Origin of the sequence: Kiloniella antarctica (genome assembly GCF_042682825.1) — a bacterium.
Lineage (GTDB): Bacteria > Pseudomonadota > Alphaproteobacteria > Kiloniellales > Kiloniellaceae > Kiloniella > Kiloniella antarctica.
Genome location: NZ_JBHUII010000001.1, coordinates 578,263 through 603,680 on the forward strand (window position 1 = coordinate 578,263; position 25,418 = coordinate 603,680).

Below are 25,418 nucleotides of genomic sequence, written 5' to 3' on the forward strand. Positions count from 1 at the left end.
GATAGCGTTCGTAAAACAGGGAGATACTTTATGAGCCAGAGCCCCAAACGCACAATTGCAATGGTTGCACACGATAAAATGAAACCCGTTCTTCTGGAATGGGCCTTAGAAAACAAAGAAGCCCTCAAAAAATTCAATATTGTTGCGACCGGAACAACCGGACGGATTCTTGCTGAAAACCTTCCCGAACACAGTATTGTTTCTTACAAAAGCGGCCCTCTTGGTGGCGACCTTCAAATTGGGGCCTTGATCTCCAACGATGAACTTGAGGCTCTATTTTTCCTCGTTGACCCCATGACACCTCAACCACACGATGTTGACGTTAAAGCCCTAATCCGCATCTCAACACTTTACGAAACACCTGTTGCCTGCAACAGAACCACGGCCGATTTTGTCCTCAGAGGGATCACCGCACCCGGTTATACAAAGCGTGCGGCTCACCCCATGATCGAAGAATACGTCCAGCGTTCCGTATAGTCCCCTTTACGACAAAATAAATCTTCAGGAACTCTTGACCCACCCCTTAAACTGGTGTTGAAGCTGACTTTAAGATCATCAAGAGTTCCTCCTGCATGTGAACCAGCGCCGATTTGATACGGTCCGAAGTTTTCATCAACTGGTCTGTTGCATTCCCCGTCGTTTTTGATGCTTCTCTCATAGCGGCGCTACTGCCTGAAACCTTACTCGCGTTTTCAACCGAACTTTCAACAAAATTAGCAATACTATGGGATGCTTGAACCTGGACTTCAAAGAGTTGCACCAATCCTCTCATTGATTGATCTACTTCATCAATGCGCCCTTCGATAGATGTAATGTCCTGAGCGGCATCTTCAGAGACTTCGCGTATGGACTTAACTCGATTGGCAATTGCATCGGCAGCTTCAGCTGTTTCCCCAGAAAGCTTCTTCACCTCCTCTGCAACGACAGCAAAACCAGCCCCAGCAGCTCCCGCACGTGACGCTTCAATAGTCGCGTTCAAAGCTAGCAAATGGGTTTGCCCCGCGATTTTTTGGATCATCTCAATGATCTCACCGACTTGATCAGCCGTTTCATACAAATGTCCAACCGTTTTGTGAGCTTTTTTACTATCGGCTCCAGCCAGAGACGTCAGTTTTATCTGTTGATCCACCGCCGCTGTCATTTCTGCGCTACAAGAAACCAAATTTTCTGAAAGCTCTTTGATTTCTTTTGCCATGTTCGCGTTAATGTCGGCCAGTTCAATTGTTTCACCCGCCTGAGTATTGGTGTTCGACGCAAAATCTTGCAGTTGATCCGACATCCGAGCGAGCAGATCAGCGTGTTCAGAGACATCCCTAACACTCGAGTTCATACCGCATTCCAATTGGCTTGCAACCGAAGACAAACGATTTTCGACAGCCTTTTGATTACGCAATCGCTCTTTTTCGTTTTCATCGCGTAGGGTATCCGCTTCATCCCGCGCTTGTTGAAACCGTTCAATACCCCGTGCCAACGATCCAATTTCATCTAACCTCGCAACTTCTTTCAGAACAACATATCCACCGTCAGCAACTTCCCGTGTCGCGCTTTGTAATCGAACGATCGACCGCGTCACCAAACCACGGCTAACCCCAAAAACAACCGTAATAATAAGAAAGACGGCACCCAGTCCCAATGCCCCATTAATTAAAAAAATCTGTTCAGCAAAAGCATGAACTTCTTCATCTTTTTGCTTGATCTCGTCGACATAATTTAAAATCGCTATGCGTTTACGTTCTGCTTCAAGGCTAGCATCTACGAGCATTGCTTTAAGTGAAGCCACTTTATATCCCAAAGCATCCGGCCCTGTATTTTCAGTGCTGATTTGGAAAACAGATTGCTTCAAATCTACTATATTTTTATTCTCAAATCTGATTTCTTTAACTTGGCCTTTAAATTCAATACCATCAAAAACACCTAAGGAAATAGCAGCTTTTCCCGCCCCATCATCAACGACAAAGACACCACGTTTTGACAAATCCCGGCGTTGGCTTCTTTGCCTATATCTTGCTTTAATTCCAGCACGGCCATCATGAATGACCACATTCCCACCCTGGGAGAGCGCCCAATTCTCAACGTCCTTGATAGCATCGACCTCTAAGTGAGTACCAATCGAGAGATACTGGGTTTGAAGTTCGGAAATCTCGACCCGTAAAATTTGATTCATTTCTCTAAGCAATTGAGTACGGTCATCCTGCTTTGTCATAATCTCTCGCAAAAGAAAATCAAATGCGATTAACAGCCCTGCCATCAAGGGAATAAGAACAGAAATCAATGCAAGAATAAGCTTGAAGTCGATCCGGGATCTAAGCGTCGTAAACATATAAACCTCACTACTGTGACTAACGCGAACAAATATCTTTTTTCACAGCAAGATCGGTAACGGCATCGCATTACGATTTAGAGACTCTTTCATGAAGGTGTTTCTAAATGAAGATTCAATTTTAAATATTTTTGAATACTTTGGTCTAAATTACTCTGAGGACATAATTGATTTAAGCACTTCCAAAGGGAGTTCGTACACGACGCGACCTTTATACCCCTCGGTGGTCGTCGCTTGACACACCGAGTTTACAATCGCCTCTTCAGTAGCTTCAACAACAGCGTGAAACAATAAGTTGATATCTTTTTCGGGTAAGGCCTTTATGTCTTGATGCAGCCCTTCTTCCCTAAGATTGAGAATATTACCCGTAGAAAAAGCAACAACATAATCCCCGCTACCATTGTGCCCAAAGCCGCCGGCACGCCCCAGCCCGAGCACTGCTCTTTTGGCGAGACGATCACATTGTTTAGAGAGAAGCGGAGCATCCGTTGCCACGACAATAATAATTGACCCGTCTTCAGTATGTGGCACTTTCTTTCGGTCAGGAACAGGAACCTCCGAAGCAGGAATTTTCGCGCCAACAGAAACGCCATTCACCCGAAAGTCTGATCGGTCCCCGTAGTTTGCCTGAACTAAAACCCCGAGAGTATAGGTCTCTCCCTCGATCTCGACCTTACGTGACGATGTCCCTATTCCCGCTTTGAAGTCATGGCAGACCATACCTGTGCCTCCGCCGACACAACCTTCCTCAACGGGGCCACTGTCAGCGTCGTTCAAAGCTTTCTCAACATGCTCTGTTGTCAACGCAAAAGCATTGGGGTCACTAAGCCAACCATCCCAGGTTTCAGCTACAATTGGATGAGTTCCACTATGAATATCAATATCATCGCACAGCTGATTGATACCTCGATGAACAGCGCCAACCCCATAATAAGATGTCAATAAAATCGGCGAGGACAATTGCCCTGCCTCTTCCAACCACCCCCGACCCGTCATCTCACCATAACCATTAAAAACACTGCATCCCGCGAAGAGACCATGGCTCCATACTTTGTTACGTCCTAATGGTAAAATCGCAGTCACCCCCGTCCTTAAAGTGTTTGGGTTATCCTGAATCACTGTACAGTGCCCAACTTCTACCCCAGAAACATCCGTGATGGCATTATATTGTCCCGTTGGTAGCGTACCAATTTCAACACCTAAGTCCCGAAAGCGACGTCTCTTTTCAACCATGATTTTTACCATTATTCCATCAATAAGCACCAACAAAGACAATGCCTTGTTCTCAATATCAAAAGCAAGATTATCAAAAATTTCACAATCAATTAAATCCACAAAAAACAAACTCGCTTTCAAGTGATCGTGATATGCAGTTTATTCGATTTTCTCTTATGTTAGGTGATTATCAACAAATAAAGATGCCTTATGTTCAACCAACCTCGACGCTTAATTCTCGCCTTTTTCGCCGTAATTTTCGCCTCCGGTGCAGCTCTGTCTATAGCCCCTGCGCCCTCTCACGCAGCTCAAAATCAAATTTATACAAGCTACTTTTCATCTGTTGCTATCGATGGCCACGATCCAGTTGCCTATTTCAAACAAGGCAAACCCGTCGAAGGTTCAAAACAGTTTCAACATCAATGGAAAGGCGTAACTTGGCTCTTTTCTAGCGCTGAAAACCTCGAAATCTTCAAAGCCGCACCAGATTTCTATGCACCACAGTATGGCGGTTATTGTGCTTGGGCTGTTGCACAGGGCAATACCGCCTCTTCAGATCCTACCGCCTGGAAAATCGTGAACAACAAACTTTATCTCAACTACAGTTCTGACATTCAACGTCGTTGGGAAAAGGATATCTCAAACAACATAAAACGCGGTGATAAGAATTGGCCCCACGTATTGGACTAGAGAGCTAATTAATTTTTAGGTTACATCTCGTATAGTTAAAGTTGTTCAAAAGCAGATTTTAAATCGAGTAATCTTCTGTCTTTTAACTACATGATAATCCTATTTTTCAATTTTACGTTTTGTCCGCCCTAATGATCCGTTATTCTCCCCACTTAAATATCAGTGGCAGTGACTTAAGATCACGACTGCTTGTCCCAAGCCACAAATTAGCGAACGAAGATATAAAAGGATCATCGATATGCCATCATTTGATATCGTTTCAAAAACAGACATGCCAGAACTAAACAACGCGCTCGATGGCGTACGCCGTGAAGTCACTCAACGCTATGACTTCAAAGGCTCAAAATGCGAGATCACACTGGAAGATGAACTCATCACTATTCTTGCTGATGACGATCTTAAACTAAAGCAAATGCACGAGCTTCTCAAAGTTCACACCACCCGTCGAAACATCGACCCTGCGGCTCTCGACTTTGGTAAAGAAGAAGCCGCATCCGGCAACATGGTCCGTCAGGTCGTTACCCTAAAGCAGGGCATTGACCGTGAGCTCGCCAAAAAAATCACAACTGCAGTAAAGCAATCAAAACTAAAGGTTCAAGCCGCGGTACAAGGTGACGAAGTGCGTATCACTGGTAAAAAAAGAGATGATTTGCAGGGCGCAATGTCCATGATTAAGGAATTGAATCTCGACCAACCGCTGCAATACGAAAACTTCCGCGATTAGTTGAACTTTTAAGTTTTAAGCAGATATGTTCTCCTAATACAGCTGGATTGGCATAACAATAATGGCATCGATGGAGTTATCCTTTCGGTGCCATTTGTTTTTTAATGTATAGCAGAACCATCCGACACAAAGATAAGCCCTCGCAACATATGAAGAGTTTAAGCCAATGGAATTTTTAATTTTTTAAATCATTTATCAGGGGGAAAGTATAATGGCGGAGAGAGAGGGATTCGAACCCTCGATACGCGTTAACGTATACACACTTTCCAGGCGTGCGCCTTCAGCCACTCGGCCACCTCTCCCGCATTATAAGGCACCCTTGGGTGCGAGGCGGAACTTACTGGGTATAGCCATGGGATGCAACCGTTTTTTTACTCGGTTTACACACCAATTCTTGAACGGTTCAACAAAGCCTTAAGTCTTGAATTTCATTCATAAAAACCCTTAATTAGTGCTATAGTACTATCGAAGATAATGATTTGTCATATATCTGCAGAACATTGGAGCCAAATACATGGCTAAGTTTTTTCGACTTCTCGGGTGGTTTTTTCTCGCGATTGCTTTTTTGTCGTTTGTTTCAGACGTCTGGGCTTTTTTCCAAACAGGCAATTTGAACTTTTCTCAGTTGGGTGAGAACTGGTACAGCTTACACGCAGGATCCTTAAATCTCCTGCAGGCCATAACTGAAAGATATATATCTCCCTACGCTTGGGATTATGGTTTTTCTCAGCTTCTTTTCCTTCCAACCCTTGTCGTGATGACAGTGATCGGTGGCCTACTCACTCTTTTCAGCAGTAACTCCTCGAAAAAAAGGCGTCATTGAAATTAAAACTTCAATAGAACGCAAGACTTGCGAGGATCACGGATAGTCAGTCGCCTATTCTAAATATAAAAAACTCCAGAGAACTTGGTTACAAAGTTCTCTGGAGTTTTTTAGTTTGGTTTAGTGCGCGACTAGAGAAGGTTAATCGTCACCCATTTTAAGTGCGGCAAGGAAAGCAGATTGCGGAATTTCCACATTACCAACTTGCCGCATGCGTTTCTTACCAGCCTTCTGCTTATCAAGAAGTTTCTTCTTACGAGAAACATCCCCACCATAACACTTGGCGGTAACATCTTTGCGCATTGCAGAAATCGTCTCCCGCGCCACAATTTTTCCACCAATTGCCGCCTGAACAGCAATCTTGAAAAGCTGGCGAGGGATCAAACTTTTAAGACGTTCACACAGCATACGCCCACGTGGTTCAGCCTGTGAGCGGTGCACGATGATGGAAAGAGAATCTACGGGCTCGGAGTTAACCAGAATTGAAACCTTCACCAACTCGTTGCGTTCGTAACCTTCGATTGAATAATCAAAAGATGCGTATCCACGAGAGATCGATTTCAAGCGATCGTAAAAATCAAAGACAACTTCGTTAAGAGGCAACTTGTAAACAATCATCGCCCGGCTGCCGACGTAGGTCAGTTCAACCTGAATACCGCGCCGGTCTTCACAGAGCTTTAGCACCTGACCAAGATAATCATCTGGCACCAAAATATTGGCTTTAATCCAAGGCTCTTCGATGTGATCAATCTTCACCACATCCGGGAAATCAGCCGGATTGTGCAGCTCCATCATCGAACCGTTGTTCATATGTATTTTATAAACAACACTTGGGGCAGTTGTAATCAAATCCAGATTGAACTCACGTTCCAATCGCTCTTGAATGATCTCCAGGTGCAAGAGTCCCAAAAACCCGCAACGGAAGCCAAATCCAAGCGCCGCTGATGATTCAGGTTCAAAGTGGAAAGAAGCATCGTTAAGCGCCAGTTTACCAAGACTATCTCTCAACATCTCATAGTCATTGGCGTCAATTGGAAACAGACCACAAAACACAACCGGAACAGAAGGCTTAAAACCAGCCAATGGCTTTTCGGCCAAGTTCTTTTCATCCGTGATCGTATCGCCGACCTTAGTGTCCGTAATCTGTTTGATACCTGCAGTAATATACCCGATTTCACCCGCGCGGAGTTCTTTTAACTTGGTCAGCTTTGGCGTGAAAGCACCGACAGCATCGACAAGGTGAGTAGTTCCTGTCCCCATCATACGGATTTTCATACCCGGCTTAATAACCCCATCGACCACACGTACAAGCGTGATCACCCCAAGATAGCTGTCATACCAACTATCAACTAAAAGGGCCGTTAGCTTGCCTTCCGGATCGCCTTGGGGCGCGGGCAGCTTTGCAACAATAGCCTCAAGAACCTCATCGACACCTGCCCCGGTTTTACCAGAGACACTCAAAGCTTCAGAGGCATCAATACCAATGACATCCTCAATTTGCTGGCGAATACGCTCAGGCTCGGCAGCTGGCAAATCGATCTTGTTCAGTACCGGGATAATCTCGTGATCATTCTCAATGGCCAGATACACATTGGCCAGAGTTTGCGCTTCAACACCCTGAGAAGCATCAACAAGCAAGATTGATCCCTCACACGCGGCAAGCGAACGACTGACCTCATAAGTGAAGTCAACGTGGCCCGGTGTGTCAATCAGGTTGAGTTGATACAGTTCACCATCTTTAGCCTTGTAGTCCAAGCGAACTGTTTGGGCTTTAATAGTAATACCGCGCTCGCGCTCAAGCTCCATATTATCGAGAACCTGATCTTGCATTTCACGGTTGGTTAACCCCCCGCAATGTTGGATCAAACGATCTGCAAGCGTAGATTTCCCATGGTCAATATGGGCAACAATAGAAAAATTTCGGATATGTTTCAGGTCAGCCATTACATCATATGCCTATCAATAATGCTGCGGAAGATAAGCCCTTAACTTCGATTGCGCAATCTCTGTCTTCATATGAGGAAATAACAAGTAAAAAAATCAGCTTTTAAAGATGAAAAACACCTTCCAACTTGTTAAAATTCACACTCTATTCTCTGCAAAATAAGGTCTATTCACAAGGAGATCTCTCATCGCATTATATTCATGGATATTAAATCCCCTGTAAACTTTTCGGAGATATAATTTAATAAATGAATACTGTACTTAAGGGATTATCAGGTGACTTCAAACACAATCGGATTTGTAACCTCTATCAGTGGTGACAGCTTAAACGCGAGCCTGGCGCCCAACATTGACCTACCATCCATTGGTGAGATGATCAGGATACAATCCAAAACTGCTGTTGCCTTTGGTCTGATAAGCGACATGGCAATTCCCAATCCCTCGATGCCCCCAAGTCCTGAAGACATCAAGATCATGTCCATTGACCTCCTTGGTGAAAAGCTATTGGATCCCGGCAAGGGAGAGCTTCCCGGCTTTCAACGTGGCGTATCACGCTTCCCTGTTCTCGGCTCAATTGTTGAACCTGTACAAACAGAAGAACTTGCCGAAATTTATGCCCGCCCCGACAAGCCCTGCTTCGTTGTAGGGGCATTATCGCAAGAACAAAAATTACCTGCCTACATCATGACCGATGCACTCCTTGGTAAACACTTTGCCATTTTGGGCACAACAGGTAGCGGAAAATCTTGTTCTCTGACAGTTATCCTCAAGTCAATCCTCGACAGTCATCCTTGCGGACATATTATCCTTATCGACCCACACAATGAATATTCTGCCGCCTTCAAACACAGAGCAGAGTGCCTCAGTCCAGAATCTTTACGCCTGCCTTACTGGTTGCTAAACTTCGAAGAAACGGTTGAGATTTACTGTAGCCAAGAACCCGCAGCTAGAAACGTTGAATCTAATATTCTCAAGGATGCGATCCTGACAGCAAAGCTCGCTTGGAGCGGCGACCAAGCCGATGCAGCGACACTGACTGTCGACACACCTTTACCCTATAAAATCTCAGACATGCTTCATCGTATAGATCAAATGATGGGTCAGCTCGGCAAACCAGAACAGCTCGCGCCCTTCCAACGCCTCAAGAACAGAATTGAAAATTTACGTAATGATCGACGTTACGCCTTTATGTTTGGCAATGTAGCTCTCAGAGATAACATGAGCTATATCCTCAGCCAACTCATGCGTATCCCCAACGATGGTAAGCCCGTTTCCATATTTGATCTCTCCGGCGTACCTTCAGAAGTTGTCGACGTTATGGTATCCTTACTTTGCAGAACAATTTTTGATCTCGCTGTTTGGGGGCATCGCCACGATCCGATTCCTATTCTCATTGTTTGTGAAGAAGCGCACCGCTACGTCCCGTACGATAAAAATTCTGGTTTTGCACCGACGCGTAAAGCACTTGAACAAATCGCAAAAGAAGGTCGTAAATACGGCGTTTCATTAGGATTGATCACCCAACGTCCGTCTGAGTTGTCGGAAACAATATTATCCCAATGTAATACGATGTTCTCTCTGCGTATGAGCAACGAACGCGATCAAATGTTTGTCCAGAGAACGCTACCACAAAGTTCTTCCAGCCTCTTAAAGTCCTTACCCTCACTTCGTAATCAGGAAGCCATTGTTGTGGGAGAAGGGGTAAATTTTCCAACCCGTATCAGGTTTCATGAATTATCAGCGGATGAACTACCTGAAAGTAACACCGCAAGCTTTGCCGCTAATTGGGCAGAAGATCGATTTGATGCCAATCACATCAACTATTCCCTTAAACGCTGGCGAACACAAACCCGGGAATCATAACACTCACTTTCCCACTCAAAACCTTTACCTTCAAGCAACAGTGTCCTAGACGAAGAATAATCGAGGTGCACCAGAGAGGTATTTTTCTACATTTTTTTCTGCCCAACACTTAAATTTCGAAAGTCTGAAAAGTTTGAAAAACCAAGAACAACTCATAACAACAATTACATCGGACAGCCTGCGAATGACGGCTCTAGAAGCAGTTAAGAATCTCAATCTTCCCGATTGTTGGGTTGCAGCAGGGTTTATTCGAAATTTTATTTGGGATCGACTATCCAGCATTAAATTATCCCCGGTGATGAATGATATCGACGTTATCTATTTTGATCCCAAGGATACACGCCAAAAAACCGAGCAGGAAATCGAAAAATTCCTACAATCAAACTATTCTGGTTGCTCAAATAAATTAGGATGTTGGTCTGTCAAAAACCAGGCCCGTATGCATCACGTTAATCGGGATCGTCCTTATCAAGACTGTGCGGACGCAATGAAGCATTGGCCTGAAACAGTGACGGCCATTGCCATAAGGCTAAATCCAGAACACGAATTAGAGATTCTTGCACCTTTTGGTTTGGAAGACCTCTATCAAAAAACGGTGCAACCTAGTCCTCACTTCAGACAACACAAGTTGTTTGAATTCAAGGTTCGACAAGATAAAAAAAAATGGGTAGATCGCTGGGCTAATCTGAACTTTAAAACTTAAGCTCTCTCCTTATTTTATCTGGATGGAGCAAGGCTTAAGTAATCAGTGGTACTAGTTGATCTTCATCATACGACGGAAAGCGCCATCGTAAATTCCGGCCAGATCCTGAAAGATTTGGGTCGCCTGCTTCATATCATTAGCACTAGGTGTTTTTACATCAGCGGCACCGGAAATCTGATCGACTTCTGTTTGCAAACCAGCAATGTGTCCCTTTAGCTCGCCTGGAACTTGGTAACTAACAGAGGACACCCCCTGAAGGCTTTCTAGGTGGGAAAAAATAACGGCCAACTGACGCTCTTCAGTTTCATTGAGAAGTTTCTTAGGGTCTGAAAGCAACCGATCGGCTTCCTCTTCCAGACGTCGAGCAAGGTGATGGTGCATCGGATCGATAGTTTTAGGCTGATATCCCAAGACATCATCCATGCGGCTATAAAGTACCGCAATTTGTTCTTTTTCTTCCTTATTTAGAATTTTATTTGGTGCGTAACCAAAGATTTCATCCAGTTGTTTTTCCAAACCGCGTATACGGCCCTGTTCCTCTGGGGAGAGATCTTGAAAGCGTACGTCGCTTGCCTGACGAACAGTTCCTTCCATTCTTGCGATGAGGGCTTTAGCTTCTTCAGACAGCGTAATCTCATAGGCTGCTGAAGTTTGATTACCTTCTTTTGCAACTCGTTTTTGCTGCCCAGCCATATCTTCCGCAGGAACAGGTGCAACAGTATTCGGGAGCCCATAACCAGAACCTGTACTTAAAGAAACCGTATCAAGACTTAAACTCACGTCGACCCACCTCACAAAACTCTTTCGTTTTATAAAGCAAAATTCAGGCCACTTATTTTATGTATTGATATCAACAACTAAGCAGATTTAAAAAATCTAAAATGATCTCGAAATAGAGGACAATAAGCATAAATTTCCCTCTTAGTTCCAGTGGGGTAAAAAAGTCCCCCCAAATTTGCACTCTATCTTTTAATTAAATAATCGCGCCCGCTAAAAAAGGATCAGTTTCACGACCATGTACCGGATTTGTAGCCGGATCGCCCGACACAGGAATATCATGACAGTGCACATCATCAGCTCCCTGTTCGGTTAAAATCGACATTGCCATTTCTTCATGATTCTGGTCACGGAGTGTCACCCACAAAAGCAACCCGCCATGTTTTAGTTGGCTTTCGATATTCTCGGCACTCTTATGCCCAATCCACTCCGCTACAAATGATCCAAAAACACCTGCTGAACCACCCGCGAGTACCGCACCAATTATAGCAACCGCTAAAGGTCCTCCTGATGCAACAATAGGAGCGGCGGCAACGACCGCACCTATATAGGCAAAACCACCAATGAGAGCCATTTTGCCTTCGACTACAGAATCCCTTTCGACATAGGCAGTACGGGGAACATCCGCGTCGTCTTCAAGTTCATGAACAGAATCATATCTATGTCCAAGCTTTTCATCCACCGTCTCTTCACTCGCAAGTAAGCTTATCTCAGAACGATCAAACCCTGTGTTCAATAAGACATCGATTGCGCTCTCAAGCTCTTGTGCCGTATGGAAAACACCTACAGCTTCCCGTACAGTTTCCTTCGATACTTTGTGTTGTTCCGTGGGTACAGACATGAACGTCTCCTATTGGTCATACCCCCAGATCATTTCCCCCGATACCTAAAGTATATCACACTTTTTTTAGAGAATTTCAGGTCACCGCTCTCATAAAAACCTTTTGATTACGGCACAAAAAAAGCCCGACAGAAGCTGTCGGGCTTTTTATAAATAAAACAAACTCTTTTTAACTACGAAGCGTTGCTCCGGTGGCTTTCATTGCTTGCGCAACAACCTTTTGAGAAACAACGTCAATCTCTTCATCTGTTAAGGTATGGTCTCTCGGTTGAAGAGTGACGGTAATTGCCAAGGACTTTTTACCTTCTTCAACGCCTTTTCCTGTATAGACGTCAAAAAGAACAGCATCTGAAATCAAGGCTTTGTCAGCCCCTTTTGCCGAGCGGATCAACTTACCTGCTTCAACGCTCTCGTCGACGAGAAAGGCAAAATCACGTTCAACCGGTTGGAATGGCGAAAGGTCGAGAGCAGGTTTAATCTTTCCAGTTTCTCCCTTTTTCACCTTAGGCTGAGGGATATTATCCAAGAAAACTTCAAAAGCTACGACAGGCCCCTTGATATCCATGGCTTCAAGAACCCGCGGGTGGAGTTCACCAAAGACCGCAAGTACGTTCTTTGGTCCAAGCCCCATCACACCAGAGCGTCCTGGGTGATAATAGGACGGTGCCGTCGTAAAGACTTGTAAGTTATCCACAGGGGCACCTGCTGCCTCAAGAGCAGCCAGAGCATCGCCCTTGGCATCAAACACATCAACAGACCGATTAGCGCTTTCCCAATGACGTCCAGCAATGGAACCTGACCGCAATCCCGACGCCATTTTCTGTTGCCCCTTAGCCGTATCATCTACGTACTGAGGTCCCACTTCAAATAGTGCATTATCAGGATAACCACGATCCGTATTTCTGACAGCTGCAGATAGCAAAGTCGGCAGAATAGATGGGCGCATGGTATCTAGATCTGTCGAGATTGGGTTTGCAACACGAAGACTGTCTGGGACACCACCAAAAAGCTCGGCTTCGGCATAAGAAACAAACGAGAAAGTCACCGCCTCATCAAGACCACGCCAACACAAAGATGTTCGTGCATTGGAAACCCGACGTTGATCGAGCGTTAAAACACCTTGTGGCAGATAGTTTGCCGTCTCCATCTGTAATTCAGGGATATTTTCATAACCGTAAATACGTAGAATTTCCTCAACCAAGCAGGCTTCCAACTCAACATCGGGGCGCCATGTTGGAACCACGACAGAAATCAAATCGTCCTTTTCACTGACTTCAAAGCCAAGAATTGAGAGAATTTCGATCTGTTTATCTTTGGCGACTGCAACACAACATAAATCTTCAATACGATTTGGACGAAGTTCAATGACACGCTTTTCAGACGGGATTGAGCCGGCAGTAGTGATTTGGCTTACTTCGCCACCGCAAAGATCGAGAACCATTTGCGTTGCAACATCAACACCCCAATCCGCGGACTGGCTATCAACGGTGCGTTCAAAGCGATAACGTGCATCAGAAAGAATACCAGACTTACGGCCTGTTATTGCCACAGAAATCGGGTCGAACAGCGCAACTTCTAAAAACATGTTGGTGGTCTTGTCACTACAGCCGGAATTCAAGCCGCCCATAACTCCACCAATACCTTGAACGCCGTTATCATCCCCAATAACAACCATGGTATCATCAAGCTTGTAAGTCTCTTCATCCAAAGCCAAAAACTCTTCACCGTTCTCAGCAGGGCGCATGGTCAGATTACCACTAATCTTATCTGCGTCGAAAACATGCAGCGGACGCCCGAGATCAAATGATACATAGTTGGTAATATCAACAAGCGTTGAAATCGGACGCAGTCCAATAGCAAGTAGTCGTTCTTGCAGCCATTTAGGGCTAGGGCCGTTTTTAATATTCCGAAAATAGCGCCCCGCAACATAGGGAACCTTTTCAGCGACGGCAGAATCGGCCAACCACTTAATCGGACTATCAAAAGAGCCTTCGAATTTTTCAACCTTTAGGGGCTTTAGTTTTCCAAGGCCCGCAGCCGCGAGATCACGTGCAACACCACGCACTCCAAGGCAATCACCACGGTTTGGCGTGATCGCAATTTCGATAATCGGATCATCGAGTCCAAGAACTTCGGCAATCGGCACACCAATCTCGGTGCCTTCAGGAAGATCAATAATACCGTCATGCTCGTCGGAAAGTCCCATTTCGCGCTCAGATACCAACATACCGTTGGAGTCTTCTCCGCGAAGGTTTCCGGCCTTTAGCGTCAGATCAATACCCGGGACATAAGAACCCACAGGAGCAAAGACACCTACCATGCCTGTGCGTGCGTTAGGCGCCCCACAGACCACCTGACTAACACCTTCTGCGGACTGCACCTGACAAACGCGCAAACGATCAGCATTGGGATGCTGAACAGCTTCGATAACTTTGGCCGTTTTAAAGGCCTTTAGTTCGTCAGCTTTGTTTTCAACGCCTTCAACCTCGAGGCCGATAAGGGAAAGTTTTTCGACAATTGCTTCAAGAGAAGCATCTGTATCGAGGTGATCTTTCAACCAGTTCAATGTGAATTTCATTTTCTCAAACCTCCTTACAGACCACGGACCATGCTGGGCATTTCCATTGGCAAGAAGCCATAGTGTTTCATCCAGCGAAGATCAGTTTCATAGAAGGTTCTTAAATCTGGTATGCCGTATTTGAGCATGGCGAGACGCTCAATCCCGATACCAAAAGCAAAGCCCTGATATTTATTAGAATCAATACCACAGTTCTCAAGAACTTTCGGGTGAACCATACCACTGCCCAAGATCTCCAGCCAGTCGTCACCAGCACCGATTTTAAGCTGGCCGTCAGAACGGGTACAGCCGATGTCAACTTCAGCAGAAGGCTCGGTAAAGGGGAAGTAACTTGGGCGAAAACGCATCGGCAGATCTTTCACGCCAAAATAGGCCCGACAAAATTCAATCAACACACCCTTGAGATGACCCATGTTGGTTTTCTCATCGATAACCAGTCCCTCAACCTGATGAAACATCGGGGAGTGCGTGGCATCATGATCCGCACGGAAAGTCCGCCCTGGTGCAATGATCCGGATTGGCGGAGTCGTGTTCTGCATCGCCCGAATTTGAACAGGAGAAGTATGTGTACGAAGGACAGGGCGACTTCCATCTTCCTTTTCAGGCATATAAAAAGTATCGAGTTCCTGACGCGCAGGATGCTCTGGCGGAATATTCAGCGCCGTGAAGTTATGAAAGTCATCTTCGATATGGTGGCCTTCGGCAACGGAAAATCCCATCTCCCCAAAAATCGCAACCAACTCTTCCAAGGTCTGACTTATTGGGTGCATCTTTCCGATGGTGGTCGGACGCGCTGGTAAAGATACATCAACTCTTTCTTCAGCAAGGCGCGCTTCTAACGCCGCGCCATGCAAGGTCTTCTTTCGAACTTCGATTGCTTCAGCAACAGCTTGCTTAATAACATTAAAGGCTTGGCCAGCTTCTTTACGTTCTTCCGGGGCAAGCCCACCGAGCGTTTTCATACGTTGAGTAATTTCACCCTTTTTACCCAAAGCCTGTATACGCACAGTATCCAACGCCTCAAGATCCGAGGCTTCTTCTACTCTTTGCAGCAAGGCGCTGCGAAGTTCTTCCAGATTATCCATTCCACTACTTCCCGTTATTGAGATGCACTCAATAATGTTTCCCTATTCGAGCTTCATTGCCAGCATTGCGACAGCACCACTAATGACACTTTGTACCTGGTCATCAAGTAGTACTTTATCCAAAACCACCCTTTTTGAGGTATGATCGTAACGATATTCAAGTACAAGTACGTGTTCGGTACCGTTCAAGTTTTTTTGAATAGTTGCGCTTACACGCGTTAATTGATCAGACTGTTTATCACCCCAAGCAGCCGAGAGCCAAGTGACTTTTCCATGACGGCCGGCAAGGCTATTAACAAGATCGTTATTACTTTGACCATCGAGAACTTCGTCTTGAACCGCTTCTATGGCATCAGACCCCGAAGAGTTCCCGGCTTCAAAACAACCTGTAAGCAAGAGGCATAATAGAACAGTTTGCAGGATCCTCAGAGGAGAAATCATGGTCAATCGTTCTTGTTGGTTACGTAGATACATGAGTTAAATATTACCCCCTGCTCAAGGCAGGACGATAAAACAACATTGCGCAACAACGCAATTCAGTTTTGTTTCTCAATTTTTATGGCTTTAATGACAAACGGGCAGCACCCGAAACCGGATGCTGCCCTGTCATAAAGCTAAACGTATGTGCGTTAAGCCAGAGCTGCTTTTGCTTTTTCAACAACAGCAGTAAATGCAGCTGGCTCACGAACTGCCAAATCAGCAAGAACCTTACGGTCCAGACCAATTTCAGCTTTTTTAACACCGTTCATGAACTGAGAGTAGGTAATACCGTGCATACGTGCACCAGCGTTGATACGCTGAATCCACAGACCACGGAATGTACGTTTTTTAACACGACGATCGCGATAAGCGTACTGCCAGCCTTTTTCAAGGCGCTGTACGGCAACGCGGAAGACGTTTTTGCCCCGGCTGCGATAGCCTTTAGCAAGTTTTGAGATTTTTTTGTGGCGTGCACGCGCTGTGACGCCCCGTTTTACACGAGCCATTTTGCTACTACCTTAACCTTAAGCGTTAACTAGGAAATTACGTTTGATTACACGAGCATCCGAATCACATAGAGTAGTCGTACCGCGAGCGTTACGAATCATTGTCTGTGAGCGTTTACGCATACCGTGACGTTTGCCTGCTTGAGCTGCAACGACTTTACCGGTACCGGTTAGGCGGAAGCGTTTCTTCGCGCCAGATTTCGTCTTAAGTTTGGGCATTTTCTTTCCTTATAACTAAAGTTCTTTTTCAGAGTGACTAGGCATACCCTATGGCACATGCCACCCGACAATGGCGGGGTTATAGATCCCCTTCCCGAGGAATGCAAGAGTAATCACGCGATCAGGATCTGCAAGGGATATTTATTCAGGGCTGCGAAGGGAGTCTCAGCAGCCTACACGTCACCGAAAATTAACAAAACCACCCTACTCATAGTATATTAAACTCTTGACCTCACCCGAGCATATTCTAGGGTATTGAACTGACATTCTTAAAGCCCCACCTAGGCAGCAGTAAAAGTACACGCATTTAACTAGGACTTCACCACATCAGGGACTGCCTACAAATCCTGTGGTGACAAAAGATCAAAATAAAAGAATAAAACAAAAGAAGTGAGCGCATGCACAATTTCTCAAAGTGGGGACTTAACGCCCTTATCCTAATCTCCTCAACCTTTGTCCCCCATTTTACTCTCGCCCAAGACAAAACCGTCCCAGCACCAAGTGTGATTGTCACGACAGTAGAAGAACAGGACATTACCCCACAGCTCACTTTTGTTGGCCGTGTTGAACCCGTCGAAACAGTTGAATTGCGAGCTCGCGTAGAAGGTTTTCTCGAACAACGCCTTTTTAAGGAAGGCGCAGAAGTCAAAAAAGGTGACCTCCTTTATATTCTCGAAAAAGCATCTTATGAAATAGCTGTCGCCCAAAGTAAGGCCGATTTGGTTGGAGCTGAAGCAACCTTAAAAAATGCCCGATCCGACTTAAAAAGAAAAAAAGATCTTCAACAAAAGAGAGTCGTCTCAGAAGCCTCACTCGACACCTCTGAAGCCAGTGAATCCACAGCCCTTGCAAGTGTGCTACAAGCCAAAGCATCCCTGAGACGTTCCGAACTTGATTTAAGTTACACAGAAATATACAGCCCGATAAATGGACAGATCAGCCGATCAAATTATAGTGTCGGAAACCTTGTAAATTCCAGCAGCGATCCTCTCGCCACGATTACAAGTATGGACCCCATTTATGTCAGTGTTCCGGTCAGTGATAAGATCATTCTCCAAGAGCGCCGCAAAGGTATGAGCGATGAAGCACCAGTTATTCCCAGCCTCATCCTGTCCGACGGAGAAGCTTATCCCTTTGAAGGGCGTTTTGATTTCATCAATACCAAGGTCAACCAAGACACTAACTCAATCTTAACACGGGCTGTTTTTGCAAACCCCAACCGCATTCTGGTGCCCGGCCAATTTGTAAACGTTGTTGTTCGCGGCAAAGAAACCCAACGGGCACTCGTGATTCCCCAAGCTTCCGTTCAAAAGGACCAGCAAGGTTATTTCGCCCTTGTGGTCAATAGATCCAACAAGGTTGAAGTGCGCCGTGTTGAAGTAGGTGAGCCTGTCGGCACCAACTGGGTCGTCACAAATGGTCTACTAAAAGGAGAACGACTGATTGTTCAGGGCATACAAAAGGTGAAACCTGACATGCTGGTGAACCCGGTTGAAGAAGGAGCCTGATCGTGTTCTCAGCTTTTTTCATCAACCGCCCCAAGTTTGCCTTGGTCATCTCCATTGTAATCTCGCTTGCGGGTCTCATTGCGCTTAACGCTCTACCCGTTGCCGAATACCCTGATATCGCCCCACCACAGGTTAAAGTCTCCACAAGCTATCCAGGCGCTAATGCCACCGTAGTGGAACAATCCGTTGCGGCCCCAATCGAAGCCAAGGTCAATGGCGTCGAGAATATGCTTTATATGTCATCAACCAGCGGCAACGATGGCAGTTACGAACTCACCATTACCTTTGCTGTTGGCACAGACCCCGACATCGCCGCAGTAAACGTGCAAAACCGCGTAGCAACGGCAAACTCATCCTTGCCTCAAGATGTCATTCGACAAGGCGTCATCACCCAAAAACAATCCACGTCAATGCTATTGGTCGTCAATTTGGTTTCACCGGATGAGAGTAAAGATTCCCTATTTCTCAGCAACTATGCCTCTATTAACATTCAAGATGCCCTTGCCAGAATTAATGGTGTTGGAAGTGTCTCTCAGTTTGGTGCTCTTGATTATGGCATGCGCATTTGGCTCGACCCCAACAAGTTAACGGCCTTAGAACTCACCACCAAAGATATATCCAACGCCATTGAAAGTCAGAATATTCAGGCCACAGCAGGACAACTTGGCGCACCGCCGTTTGATGGCACCCCACAATTTCAATACACTCTGCAAGCCAAAGGACGCCTGACCTCAGTTGCAGAATTTGAGCAAATCGTCATCCGCGCCAACAGGGATGGCTCGTTTGTTCGCTTGAGAGATGTCGCGCGTATCGAGCTTGGATCTCAGAATTACTCATCGGCATCAAAACTTAACAACAAGCCTTCCGCAGCCATCGCCGTTTACCAGTCGCCAGGCGCAAACGCGCTTGATGTCGCCGATGGTATCTATGCAGAACTTGATCGTTTATCCGAAAGTTTCCCTCAAGGCGTAGAATATAAAATCCTTTACGACACAACCAATTCGGTACGTGCTTCTGTGAAAGAAGTTGTCGAAACCTTGATGATCACCTTTGCTCTTGTGGTTGCCGTTACGTTCTTCTTCTTGAGCGATTGGAGATCAACACTCATACCAACCCTCGCAATACCAGTCTCTCTTATTGGTACTTTTGGTATTCTCTACCTCGTGGGTTTCAGCATTAACATGATCACGCTCTTTGCCATTATTCTGGCAATCGGGATTGTCGTTGACGACAGTATTATCGTGGTTGAAAACGTTCAACGCATCATGAAAGAAACAGGTAAAAGCGCTAAAGATTCAACACGTCAGGCTATGAAAGAAGTCACAGGCCCTGTTGTCGCTACAACCCTGGTTCTCGTGGCGATTTTTGTCCCAGTGTCCTTTATGCCCGGCATTACCGGTGAACTCTACAAACAGTTTTCCATCACCATTTGCGCCGCTGTTGTTCTTTCCTCCATCAACGCCTTGACCCTTTCGCCTGCGCTTTGTGGCCTGCTCTTAAAGTCGGGCTCGGCTGAACCACGTGGCCCCCTTAAGTTTTTTGCCAACATGGTCGACAAAACCCGTAATGGCTACAGTCGCATCGCAGCCTTGATGATACGCCGCACCCTATTGTCTATGGCCGTGTTTGGTATTTTTGTTGCCGCGACGGGCTATATGTTCACAACCGTACCAACTGGCTTTATACCGATGGAAGACAAGGGCGTTTTCTTTGTAAACGTCCAACTCCCAGATGGTGCGTCATTAGGCAGAACCAATAAAGTCACGGCACAAGTGACCGACATGTTGTTAGAAGAAGAAGGCGTAACAGATGTTATCTCCGTTTCAGGCTTCAGCATCCTTTCCGGGACAGCCTCAAATTCATCGCTCCTTATTCCAATCCTAAGCAGTTGGGACAACCGCACCAGCGAAGACCTCAAGTGGTACAACATTCTCGGACGCTTAAATCGCCAGCTGGCGGGCCTTGCTTCTGCAGAATCTTTCGCTTTCCCACTTCCACCCATATCCGGGCTGGGCACGAGCGGGGGCGTTGAAGCCCAGATCCAGGATTATCTTGGTCGCACACCACAGGAGCTTGCCGCGGCCGTTCGAAGTCTTTCTTTTGCGGCGAACCAACAACCAGCGCTTGCCAATGCCTTTAGCACCTATTCGGCCAATATTCCGCAACTATTTCTCGAAGTAGACAGAGAAAAGGCTCAAGTTCTAGGCATTCAAATTTCGGATATTTTTTCGACCCTGCAAGCCAACCTTGGTTCTTCATATATCAATGATTTCAATCTATTCGGTAAGGTTTACCGAGTTCAAATTCAAGCCGAGGCTAAATATAGAGAAAGTATTAAAGATATTGAGCGCCTTCACGTGAGGAACGCAAACGGCGACATGGTTCCCTTACGCACCCTCATAGAAATCAAACCCATTCTCGGACCACTTTCTCTCACGCGGTACAATCAATTCAAAACGGCTTCGATTACTGCCTCACCTGCAAGTGGCTATAGCACAGGCGATGCAATCGCCGCTCTGGAACGTGCCGCCAAACAAGCGCTGCCCGAAGGATATGGGATTGAATGGACGGGCACCTCAAAACAAGAACAGGATGCGGGGGGCTATATCCTCATCATCTTCTCTCTTGCTTTGATCTTTGCCTATCTTTTCCTTGTTGCACAGTATGAAAGCTGGAGCGTCCCGCTATCTGTTATCACTTCTGTGGCCATCGCAGTGTTCGGCGCTCTTGTTCCCATGGCATTGTTGCCTTTTCTTGACAACAATCTCTATGCCCAGATCGGGATGGTTATGCTCATTGGCCTTGCAAGTAAAAGTGCCATTCTCATTGTTGAGTTTGCCAAAGAACGCCGAGAAGCGGGCCTCAGCATCAAAGATGCCGCTCTTGAAGCTGCTACTCTGCGGTTTAGAGCCGTTATGATGACAGCACTCTCGTTCATCTTAGGCGTATTACCCTTAATTTTCGCAAGCGGAGCAGGCGCAGCCAGTCGTGTTGCCGTTGGCTTTGTCGTCTTTGGGGGGATGGTTGCAGCAACGTCGATCGGGATACTCTTCATCCCGACTCTCTACGTCAGTTTCCAAACCATGCGGGAAGCCGTCAACAAACGGATTTGGAAATCCAACGAAAGTTAAAAATGACAAGGGTCGGATTTTCCGGCCCTTGTCATTTCTCGACTTCTATTTCTCTTGATATATCATTTCGATTTTCGAGCCCGTGCCTCTGCACATAACATCTGAAACTCTGCCGAAGTTGGATCAATCGCACCAAAACGTTCAGGATTAAACGCGCAAAGATCATATTTAGAGGTTCCACCGATGATGATTTCAGCCAACGCTTCCCCAATGCCGCCAGAAGCCATTACCCCAGAACCACAACATCCTGTAGCAACATGAAGCCCTGTGACTTTATCTACTGGCCCTAAAATAAAATGCCCATCAGGAGTGTAGGCTGAAAGTCCGGCCATATAACTTTCAAACCCCGCATTTTCAAGCCCAGGGAAGAAGCTCTTAATTCTTATCTCCGCCTCAATAAGAGCGTCCCATTCACTCCCCTCTTCCGTCACAGCGAAAGAAAGAATATCATCGGGGAGTTTTCTATAGTCAAAAGTTCGGGATTGCGCCTCTTGCACACCAAGTAAGAGGCCACCAACTTCTGGCCGCGTATAAGCGCCAGCATCTGCATGAACAACCATCGGCTGGTCAGGCCCAAAATTTTCATCAGGAGCAGCTATCCAGAAATGGCTTCTTGTTGGTATCATTGGCAAGGGCACACCAAGTGGAGCAGTAAGCTGATTTGACCAAGATCCTCCAGCCACGACAACACTGTCACACGATATCTGCCCAGTATCAGTCTCAACCCCTGAGATCTTACCATTACACGTATTTAGAGATAAAACAGACACACCTGTTTTGATCTTTGCCCCATAATGCCGGGCCGCTTTGGCATAAGCATTGGTTAGGCGGTAGGGATCAATATACCCCTCGTCTTGAAAATAAACCGCGAGAGCATCAGAACCAGACTTCAACCACGGTAACTGCTCCAAACGCCACTTTTCAGATACTTGTTCGGCCGATACACCTTCATTCTGAGCCCTTTTATAAAGCGCATTAAGATTATTTTTCTCGCCCACAGCCTCAGCAATTCGGAGTGTACCAGCAGATTTAAAGTCCAATTCTTCATCGGTAATTTTCTCAAGAGTAGAAAGCACTTCAAAAGTACGACGACTAAGTTGATCAACAGCAGGTTTAGAGGAAACCTGAAACATCAAACCTGCTGCCTGGGAAGAAGAAGCTGTCGCCAGATTGTTACGCTCTAATAAAAGAACATCTTTCTGGCCCATACTCGCCAAGTGATATGCGACAGATGCTCCCAGAACGCCGCCACCAATGATAACAACAGAGGTACTCTCCATACCTATACTTCCCATAGGGTAAACTAATGAAATTTAGATACAAAAAAAGCCGCTCTGAATCAGAGCGGCTTTTAAAAAATCCGTTAGGAGTTATTTCGGCGCCAAGATCATAATCATTTGGCGACCTTCCATCTTAGGACGGAGTTCAAGCTTAGCCAACTCAACAAGATCAGTCTCAATCCGTTTAAGGACCTCAAGACCAACTTCTTGGTGAGTAATTTCACGTCCGCGAAAGCGCATAGTCACTTTCACCTTGTCACCAGCAGAAATAAACTTCTCAGCTGCCCGCATCTTCACGTCATAATCATGCGTGTCGATATTCGGGCGAACTTTGAGTTCTTTGAGCTCAACAATTTTTTGTTTCTTGCGAGCTTCATTTTTCTTTTTCTGCGTTTCAAAACGAAAACGGCCATAATCCATAATCTTACATACTGGCGGCTCCGCATTCGGAGAAACCTCAACAAGATCTAGTCCAGCGTCGAATGCACGTTTTTGAGCATCCCGTGTTGGCACTACGCCAACCTGTTCGCCGTCTGCGTCTACAAGACGTACAGAGTTTACCGTAATTCGTTCGTTTACCCGCGGACCGTCGATGCGCGGGGGTGTCGTCATTGGTGCGCGTGCTATTGTCGTGCTCCCGTTATTTCTGTTATCCCAAAATCACAGACAATTCTTTGTCCGTAATAGGCTGTTATCTTAAAATACCAACCGTTTATTTTGCGTTTACGCCTACCACTTTCGTGTGGCGCATAATGCCAATAACCCGTACCAGTCGGCAACCCGAAAAATAATTTTTATCACTTACTCATCAACAGGCGATTTTGCTTCTTTAGTCAAAGAGCTAAGTGCTTCTTCCAAAGACATAATTTCCTGGTTCTTTCCACCCAAACGACGCAGAGCAACTTTCCCTTCCTCTGCCTCGCGGCGACCAACCACAGCAATAACAGGTGTTTTACTAAGGCTATGTTCGCGGATCTTATAGTTAATTTTCTCATTACGCAAATCAGCTTGCACTCGGAGTCCCGCTGCTTTCAGCTTATCACGAACTTCCTCAGCGTAATCATTTGCATCTGTCGTAATAGACGCCACAACAACTTGTTGCGGAGACATCCACAGCGGGAATTTTCCAGCATGTTGTTCAATCAAAATCGCAAGGAATCGTTCGAACGATCCTAAAATTGCACGGTGCAGCATGACCGGACGATGACGCTTATCATCTTCGCCGACATATGACGCGTCCAGTCGCTCAGGAAGGATAACGTCAACCTGCAACGTTCCACACTGCCAGTCACGGCCAATCGCATCCTTAAGAACGAACTCAAGCTTAGGACCATAAAAAGCCCCTTCTCCGGGGTTCGGAGAGTATTCAAGACCGGCCTCTTCAACGGCTTCTCTTAAAGCTGCCTCAGATTTATCCCAAGCTTCATCCGTACCAGCACGTTTTTCCGGGCGATCAGAGAACTTTACAACAATCTCTTCAAAGCCAAGATCTTTATACACAGTTTTCAGCAGATCACAGAAAATGACTGTTTCACTGTTAATCTGATCTTCGGTACAGAAAATATGTGCATCATCTTGCGTAAAGGCCCGGACGCGCATCAAACCATGTAGCGCACCAGAAGGTTCGTTACGATGGCAAGCGCCAAATTCCGCCATCCGTAATGGAAGATCTCGATAACTCGTCTGCCCTTGCTTAAAGATCTGAACATGCCCAGGACAGTTCATGGGTTTAACAGCAAGAGTCCGGTCATCTTCGGAAGACGCGATAAACATGCCTTCGCGGAATTTTTCCCAGTGCCCAGATGCTTCCCAGAGAGACCGGTCAATCAGCTGAGGAGTTTTCACTTCTTGATATCCGCCAGCCTCAAGGCGTTTACGCATGTAATCTTCGAGCGAGCGATAAAGCGCCCATCCTTTAGGATGCCAGAAGACAGAACCAGCAGCTTCTTCTTGGAGATGGAAAAGACCAAGCTCTTTGCCAAGGCGGCGATGATCGCGCTTCTCGGCTTCTTCAAGCATTTGAAGATATTTTTTAAGCTCTTTTTCATCAGACCAACAGGTACCGTAAATACGCTGAAGCTGATCATTATCCTTGTCTCCACGCCAATAGGCTCCAGAGACCTTCATCAATTTAAAGCCCTTGCCAATACGTCCTGTAGAAGGTGCGTGTGGCCCACGACAGAGATCAAGCCAATCGCCCTGACGATAAATTGTCAGGTTTTCATCACCAGGAATATTGTCAACGTGCTCTGCTTTGTACTTTTCACCCTTTGCCGTAAAAAGCTCTTTGGCTTTTTCCCGATCCCAGATTTCACAGACGAAAGTTTCATCACGGGCGATGATTTCATGCATTTTGGTTTCGATTTTTTCGAGGTCCGTCGATGAAAACGGCTCATCGCGGGCAAAATCATAGTAAAAACCAACATCCGTAGAAGGACCGAAAGTAACCTGTGTTTCCGGATAGAGTTCCTGTACCGCCTCAGCCATCACATGCGCACAGTCATGGCGCAACAAATCGAGTGCCGCAGGATGCTTGCGGGTTACAATTTCCAAGGTCGCGTCCGTGGCGATGCTATAGGTCGTATCTTTCAACTCCCCATTTACAACCACAGCTAAAGCATCTTTGGCCAAACGCGGGCCAATAGATTCTGCTACCTCATGTCCTGTTACAGGACCATCATATTTGCGCTGACTTTCGTCAGGCAATGTAATTGTGACCATTGGAAATCGT

21 protein-coding genes and 1 tRNA gene are annotated in these 25,418 nt (G+C 46.0%); 8 read left to right on the plus strand and 14 right to left on the minus strand.

From position 1 onward, the window contains the following. Positions 1-30: 30 nt before the first annotated feature. Positions 31-477, plus strand: coding sequence for a methylglyoxal synthase (locus ACFSKO_RS02785; protein ID WP_380248179.1), 447 nt, complete (start codon positions 31-33; stop codon positions 475-477). A 46-nt stretch (positions 478-523) separates the two neighbouring features. Here ACFSKO_RS02785 and ACFSKO_RS02790 read toward each other — a convergent pair whose 3' ends face one another. Further along, positions 524-2,320 carry a methyl-accepting chemotaxis protein gene (locus ACFSKO_RS02790; protein WP_380248181.1) on the minus strand — a complete coding sequence of 599 codons (1,797 nt, stop codon included), beginning with the start codon at positions 2,318-2,320 and terminating at the stop codon, positions 524-526. Positions 2,321-2,470: 150 nt separating this feature from the next. After that, positions 2,471-3,655 carry a DmpA family aminopeptidase gene (locus ACFSKO_RS02795; RefSeq protein WP_380248183.1) on the minus strand — a complete coding sequence of 395 codons (1,185 nt, stop codon included), beginning with the start codon at positions 3,653-3,655 and terminating at the stop codon, positions 2,471-2,473. Between the two features lie 90 nt (positions 3,656-3,745). Between ACFSKO_RS02795 and ACFSKO_RS02800 the strand changes: the two genes are divergently transcribed. Both ACFSKO_RS02800 and ACFSKO_RS02805 read left to right on the plus strand, forming a co-directional pair. Next, positions 3,746-4,225: a YHS domain-containing (seleno)protein gene (locus tag ACFSKO_RS02800; protein ID WP_380248185.1), complete on the plus strand. Its 480-nt coding sequence runs from the start codon at positions 3,746-3,748 to the stop codon at positions 4,223-4,225. A 238-nt stretch (positions 4,226-4,463) separates the two neighbouring features. Then, a complete protein-coding gene (locus ACFSKO_RS02805; RefSeq protein WP_380248187.1) occupies positions 4,464-4,949 on the plus strand; it encodes a YajQ family cyclic di-GMP-binding protein in 486 nt (161 codons plus the stop codon). Positions 4,950-5,161: 212 nt separating this feature from the next. Here ACFSKO_RS02805 and ACFSKO_RS02810 read toward each other — a convergent pair. Beyond that, positions 5,162-5,251: transfer RNA gene (locus ACFSKO_RS02810), tRNA-Ser, on the minus strand. Positions 5,252-5,463: 212 nt separating this feature from the next. Between ACFSKO_RS02810 and ACFSKO_RS02815 the strand changes: the two genes are divergently transcribed. Then, positions 5,464-5,772: a hypothetical protein gene (locus tag ACFSKO_RS02815; RefSeq protein WP_380248189.1), complete on the plus strand. Its 309-nt coding sequence runs from the start codon at positions 5,464-5,466 to the stop codon at positions 5,770-5,772. Between the two features lie 141 nt (positions 5,773-5,913). Here ACFSKO_RS02815 and lepA read toward each other — a convergent pair whose 3' ends face one another. Next, positions 5,914-7,716 carry a translation elongation factor 4 gene (gene lepA, locus ACFSKO_RS02820; protein WP_380248191.1) on the minus strand — a complete coding sequence of 601 codons (1,803 nt, stop codon included), beginning with the start codon at positions 7,714-7,716 and terminating at the stop codon, positions 5,914-5,916. Positions 7,717-7,992: 276 nt separating this feature from the next. On the opposite strand from lepA, the gene ACFSKO_RS02825 reads away from it, so the two are divergent. Beyond that, positions 7,993-9,579, plus strand: a complete 1,587-nt coding sequence (locus ACFSKO_RS02825; protein ID WP_380248193.1) for an ATP-binding protein — start codon at positions 7,993-7,995, stop codon at positions 9,577-9,579. A gap of 184 nt (positions 9,580-9,763) precedes the next feature. Beyond that, on the plus strand, positions 9,764-10,282 hold the full coding sequence (locus ACFSKO_RS02830; RefSeq protein WP_380248195.1) for a nucleotidyltransferase family protein: 519 nt from the start codon (positions 9,764-9,766) through the stop codon (positions 10,280-10,282). Between the two features lie 51 nt (positions 10,283-10,333). Here the strand turns inward: ACFSKO_RS02830 and ACFSKO_RS02835 are convergent, their stop codons facing one another. The 7 genes from ACFSKO_RS02835 to rpmI all read right to left on the minus strand — a co-directional run bounded on the left by ACFSKO_RS02835 (position 10,334) and on the right by rpmI (position 16,768). After that, positions 10,334-11,062 carry a hypothetical protein gene (locus ACFSKO_RS02835; protein WP_380248196.1) on the minus strand — a complete coding sequence of 243 codons (729 nt, stop codon included), beginning with the start codon at positions 11,060-11,062 and terminating at the stop codon, positions 10,334-10,336. Between the two features lie 193 nt (positions 11,063-11,255). Further along, positions 11,256-11,900 (minus strand): hypothetical protein, encoded by a 645-nt coding sequence (locus tag ACFSKO_RS02840; protein ID WP_380248197.1) that lies wholly within the window; start codon positions 11,898-11,900, stop codon positions 11,256-11,258. Positions 11,901-12,069: 169 nt separating this feature from the next. Continuing rightward, positions 12,070-14,478, minus strand: a complete 2,409-nt coding sequence (gene pheT, locus ACFSKO_RS02845; RefSeq protein ID WP_380248199.1) for a phenylalanine--tRNA ligase subunit beta — start codon at positions 14,476-14,478, stop codon at positions 12,070-12,072. Positions 14,479-14,492: 14 nt separating this feature from the next. Beyond that, a complete protein-coding gene (gene pheS / locus ACFSKO_RS02850) occupies positions 14,493-15,563 on the minus strand; it encodes a phenylalanine--tRNA ligase subunit alpha (protein ID WP_380248201.1) in 1,071 nt (356 codons plus the stop codon). A 42-nt stretch (positions 15,564-15,605) separates the two neighbouring features. Beyond that, entirely contained in the window at positions 15,606-16,037 is a 432-nt protein-coding gene (locus tag ACFSKO_RS02855; protein ID WP_380248203.1) for a hypothetical protein, read from the minus strand. Positions 16,038-16,192: 155 nt separating this feature from the next. Further along, positions 16,193-16,549 (minus strand): 50S ribosomal protein L20, encoded by a 357-nt coding sequence (gene rplT, locus ACFSKO_RS02860; RefSeq protein WP_380248205.1) that lies wholly within the window; start codon positions 16,547-16,549, stop codon positions 16,193-16,195. Positions 16,550-16,567: 18 nt separating this feature from the next. Further along, positions 16,568-16,768: a 50S ribosomal protein L35 gene (gene rpmI, locus ACFSKO_RS02865; protein ID WP_380248207.1), complete on the minus strand. Its 201-nt coding sequence runs from the start codon at positions 16,766-16,768 to the stop codon at positions 16,568-16,570. 398 nt (positions 16,769-17,166) lie between these two features. On the opposite strand from rpmI, the gene ACFSKO_RS02870 reads away from it, so the two are divergent. Together ACFSKO_RS02870 and ACFSKO_RS02875 are read left to right on the plus strand one after the other, a co-directional pair. Continuing rightward, complete coding sequence (locus ACFSKO_RS02870) at positions 17,167-18,276, plus strand: efflux RND transporter periplasmic adaptor subunit (protein ID WP_380248209.1); 1,110 nt, start codon at positions 17,167-17,169, stop codon at positions 18,274-18,276. A 2-nt stretch (positions 18,277-18,278) separates the two neighbouring features. Further along, complete coding sequence (locus tag ACFSKO_RS02875) at positions 18,279-21,407, plus strand: efflux RND transporter permease subunit (protein WP_380248211.1); 3,129 nt, start codon at positions 18,279-18,281, stop codon at positions 21,405-21,407. 62 nt (positions 21,408-21,469) lie between these two features. Here ACFSKO_RS02875 and ACFSKO_RS02880 read toward each other — a convergent pair whose 3' ends face one another. From ACFSKO_RS02880 to thrS, 3 genes are all read right to left on the minus strand, one after another. Further along, positions 21,470-22,687: an NAD(P)/FAD-dependent oxidoreductase gene (locus ACFSKO_RS02880; RefSeq protein WP_380248213.1), complete on the minus strand. Its 1,218-nt coding sequence runs from the start codon at positions 22,685-22,687 to the stop codon at positions 21,470-21,472. 90 nt (positions 22,688-22,777) lie between these two features. After that, positions 22,778-23,299: a translation initiation factor IF-3 gene (infC, locus tag ACFSKO_RS02885; RefSeq protein ID WP_380248215.1), complete on the minus strand. Its 522-nt coding sequence runs from the start codon at positions 23,297-23,299 to the stop codon at positions 22,778-22,780. A 189-nt stretch (positions 23,300-23,488) separates the two neighbouring features. Then, complete coding sequence (gene thrS / locus ACFSKO_RS02890) at positions 23,489-25,408, minus strand: threonine--tRNA ligase (protein ID WP_380248217.1); 1,920 nt, start codon at positions 25,406-25,408, stop codon at positions 23,489-23,491. Positions 25,409-25,418: the final 10 nt, after the last annotated feature.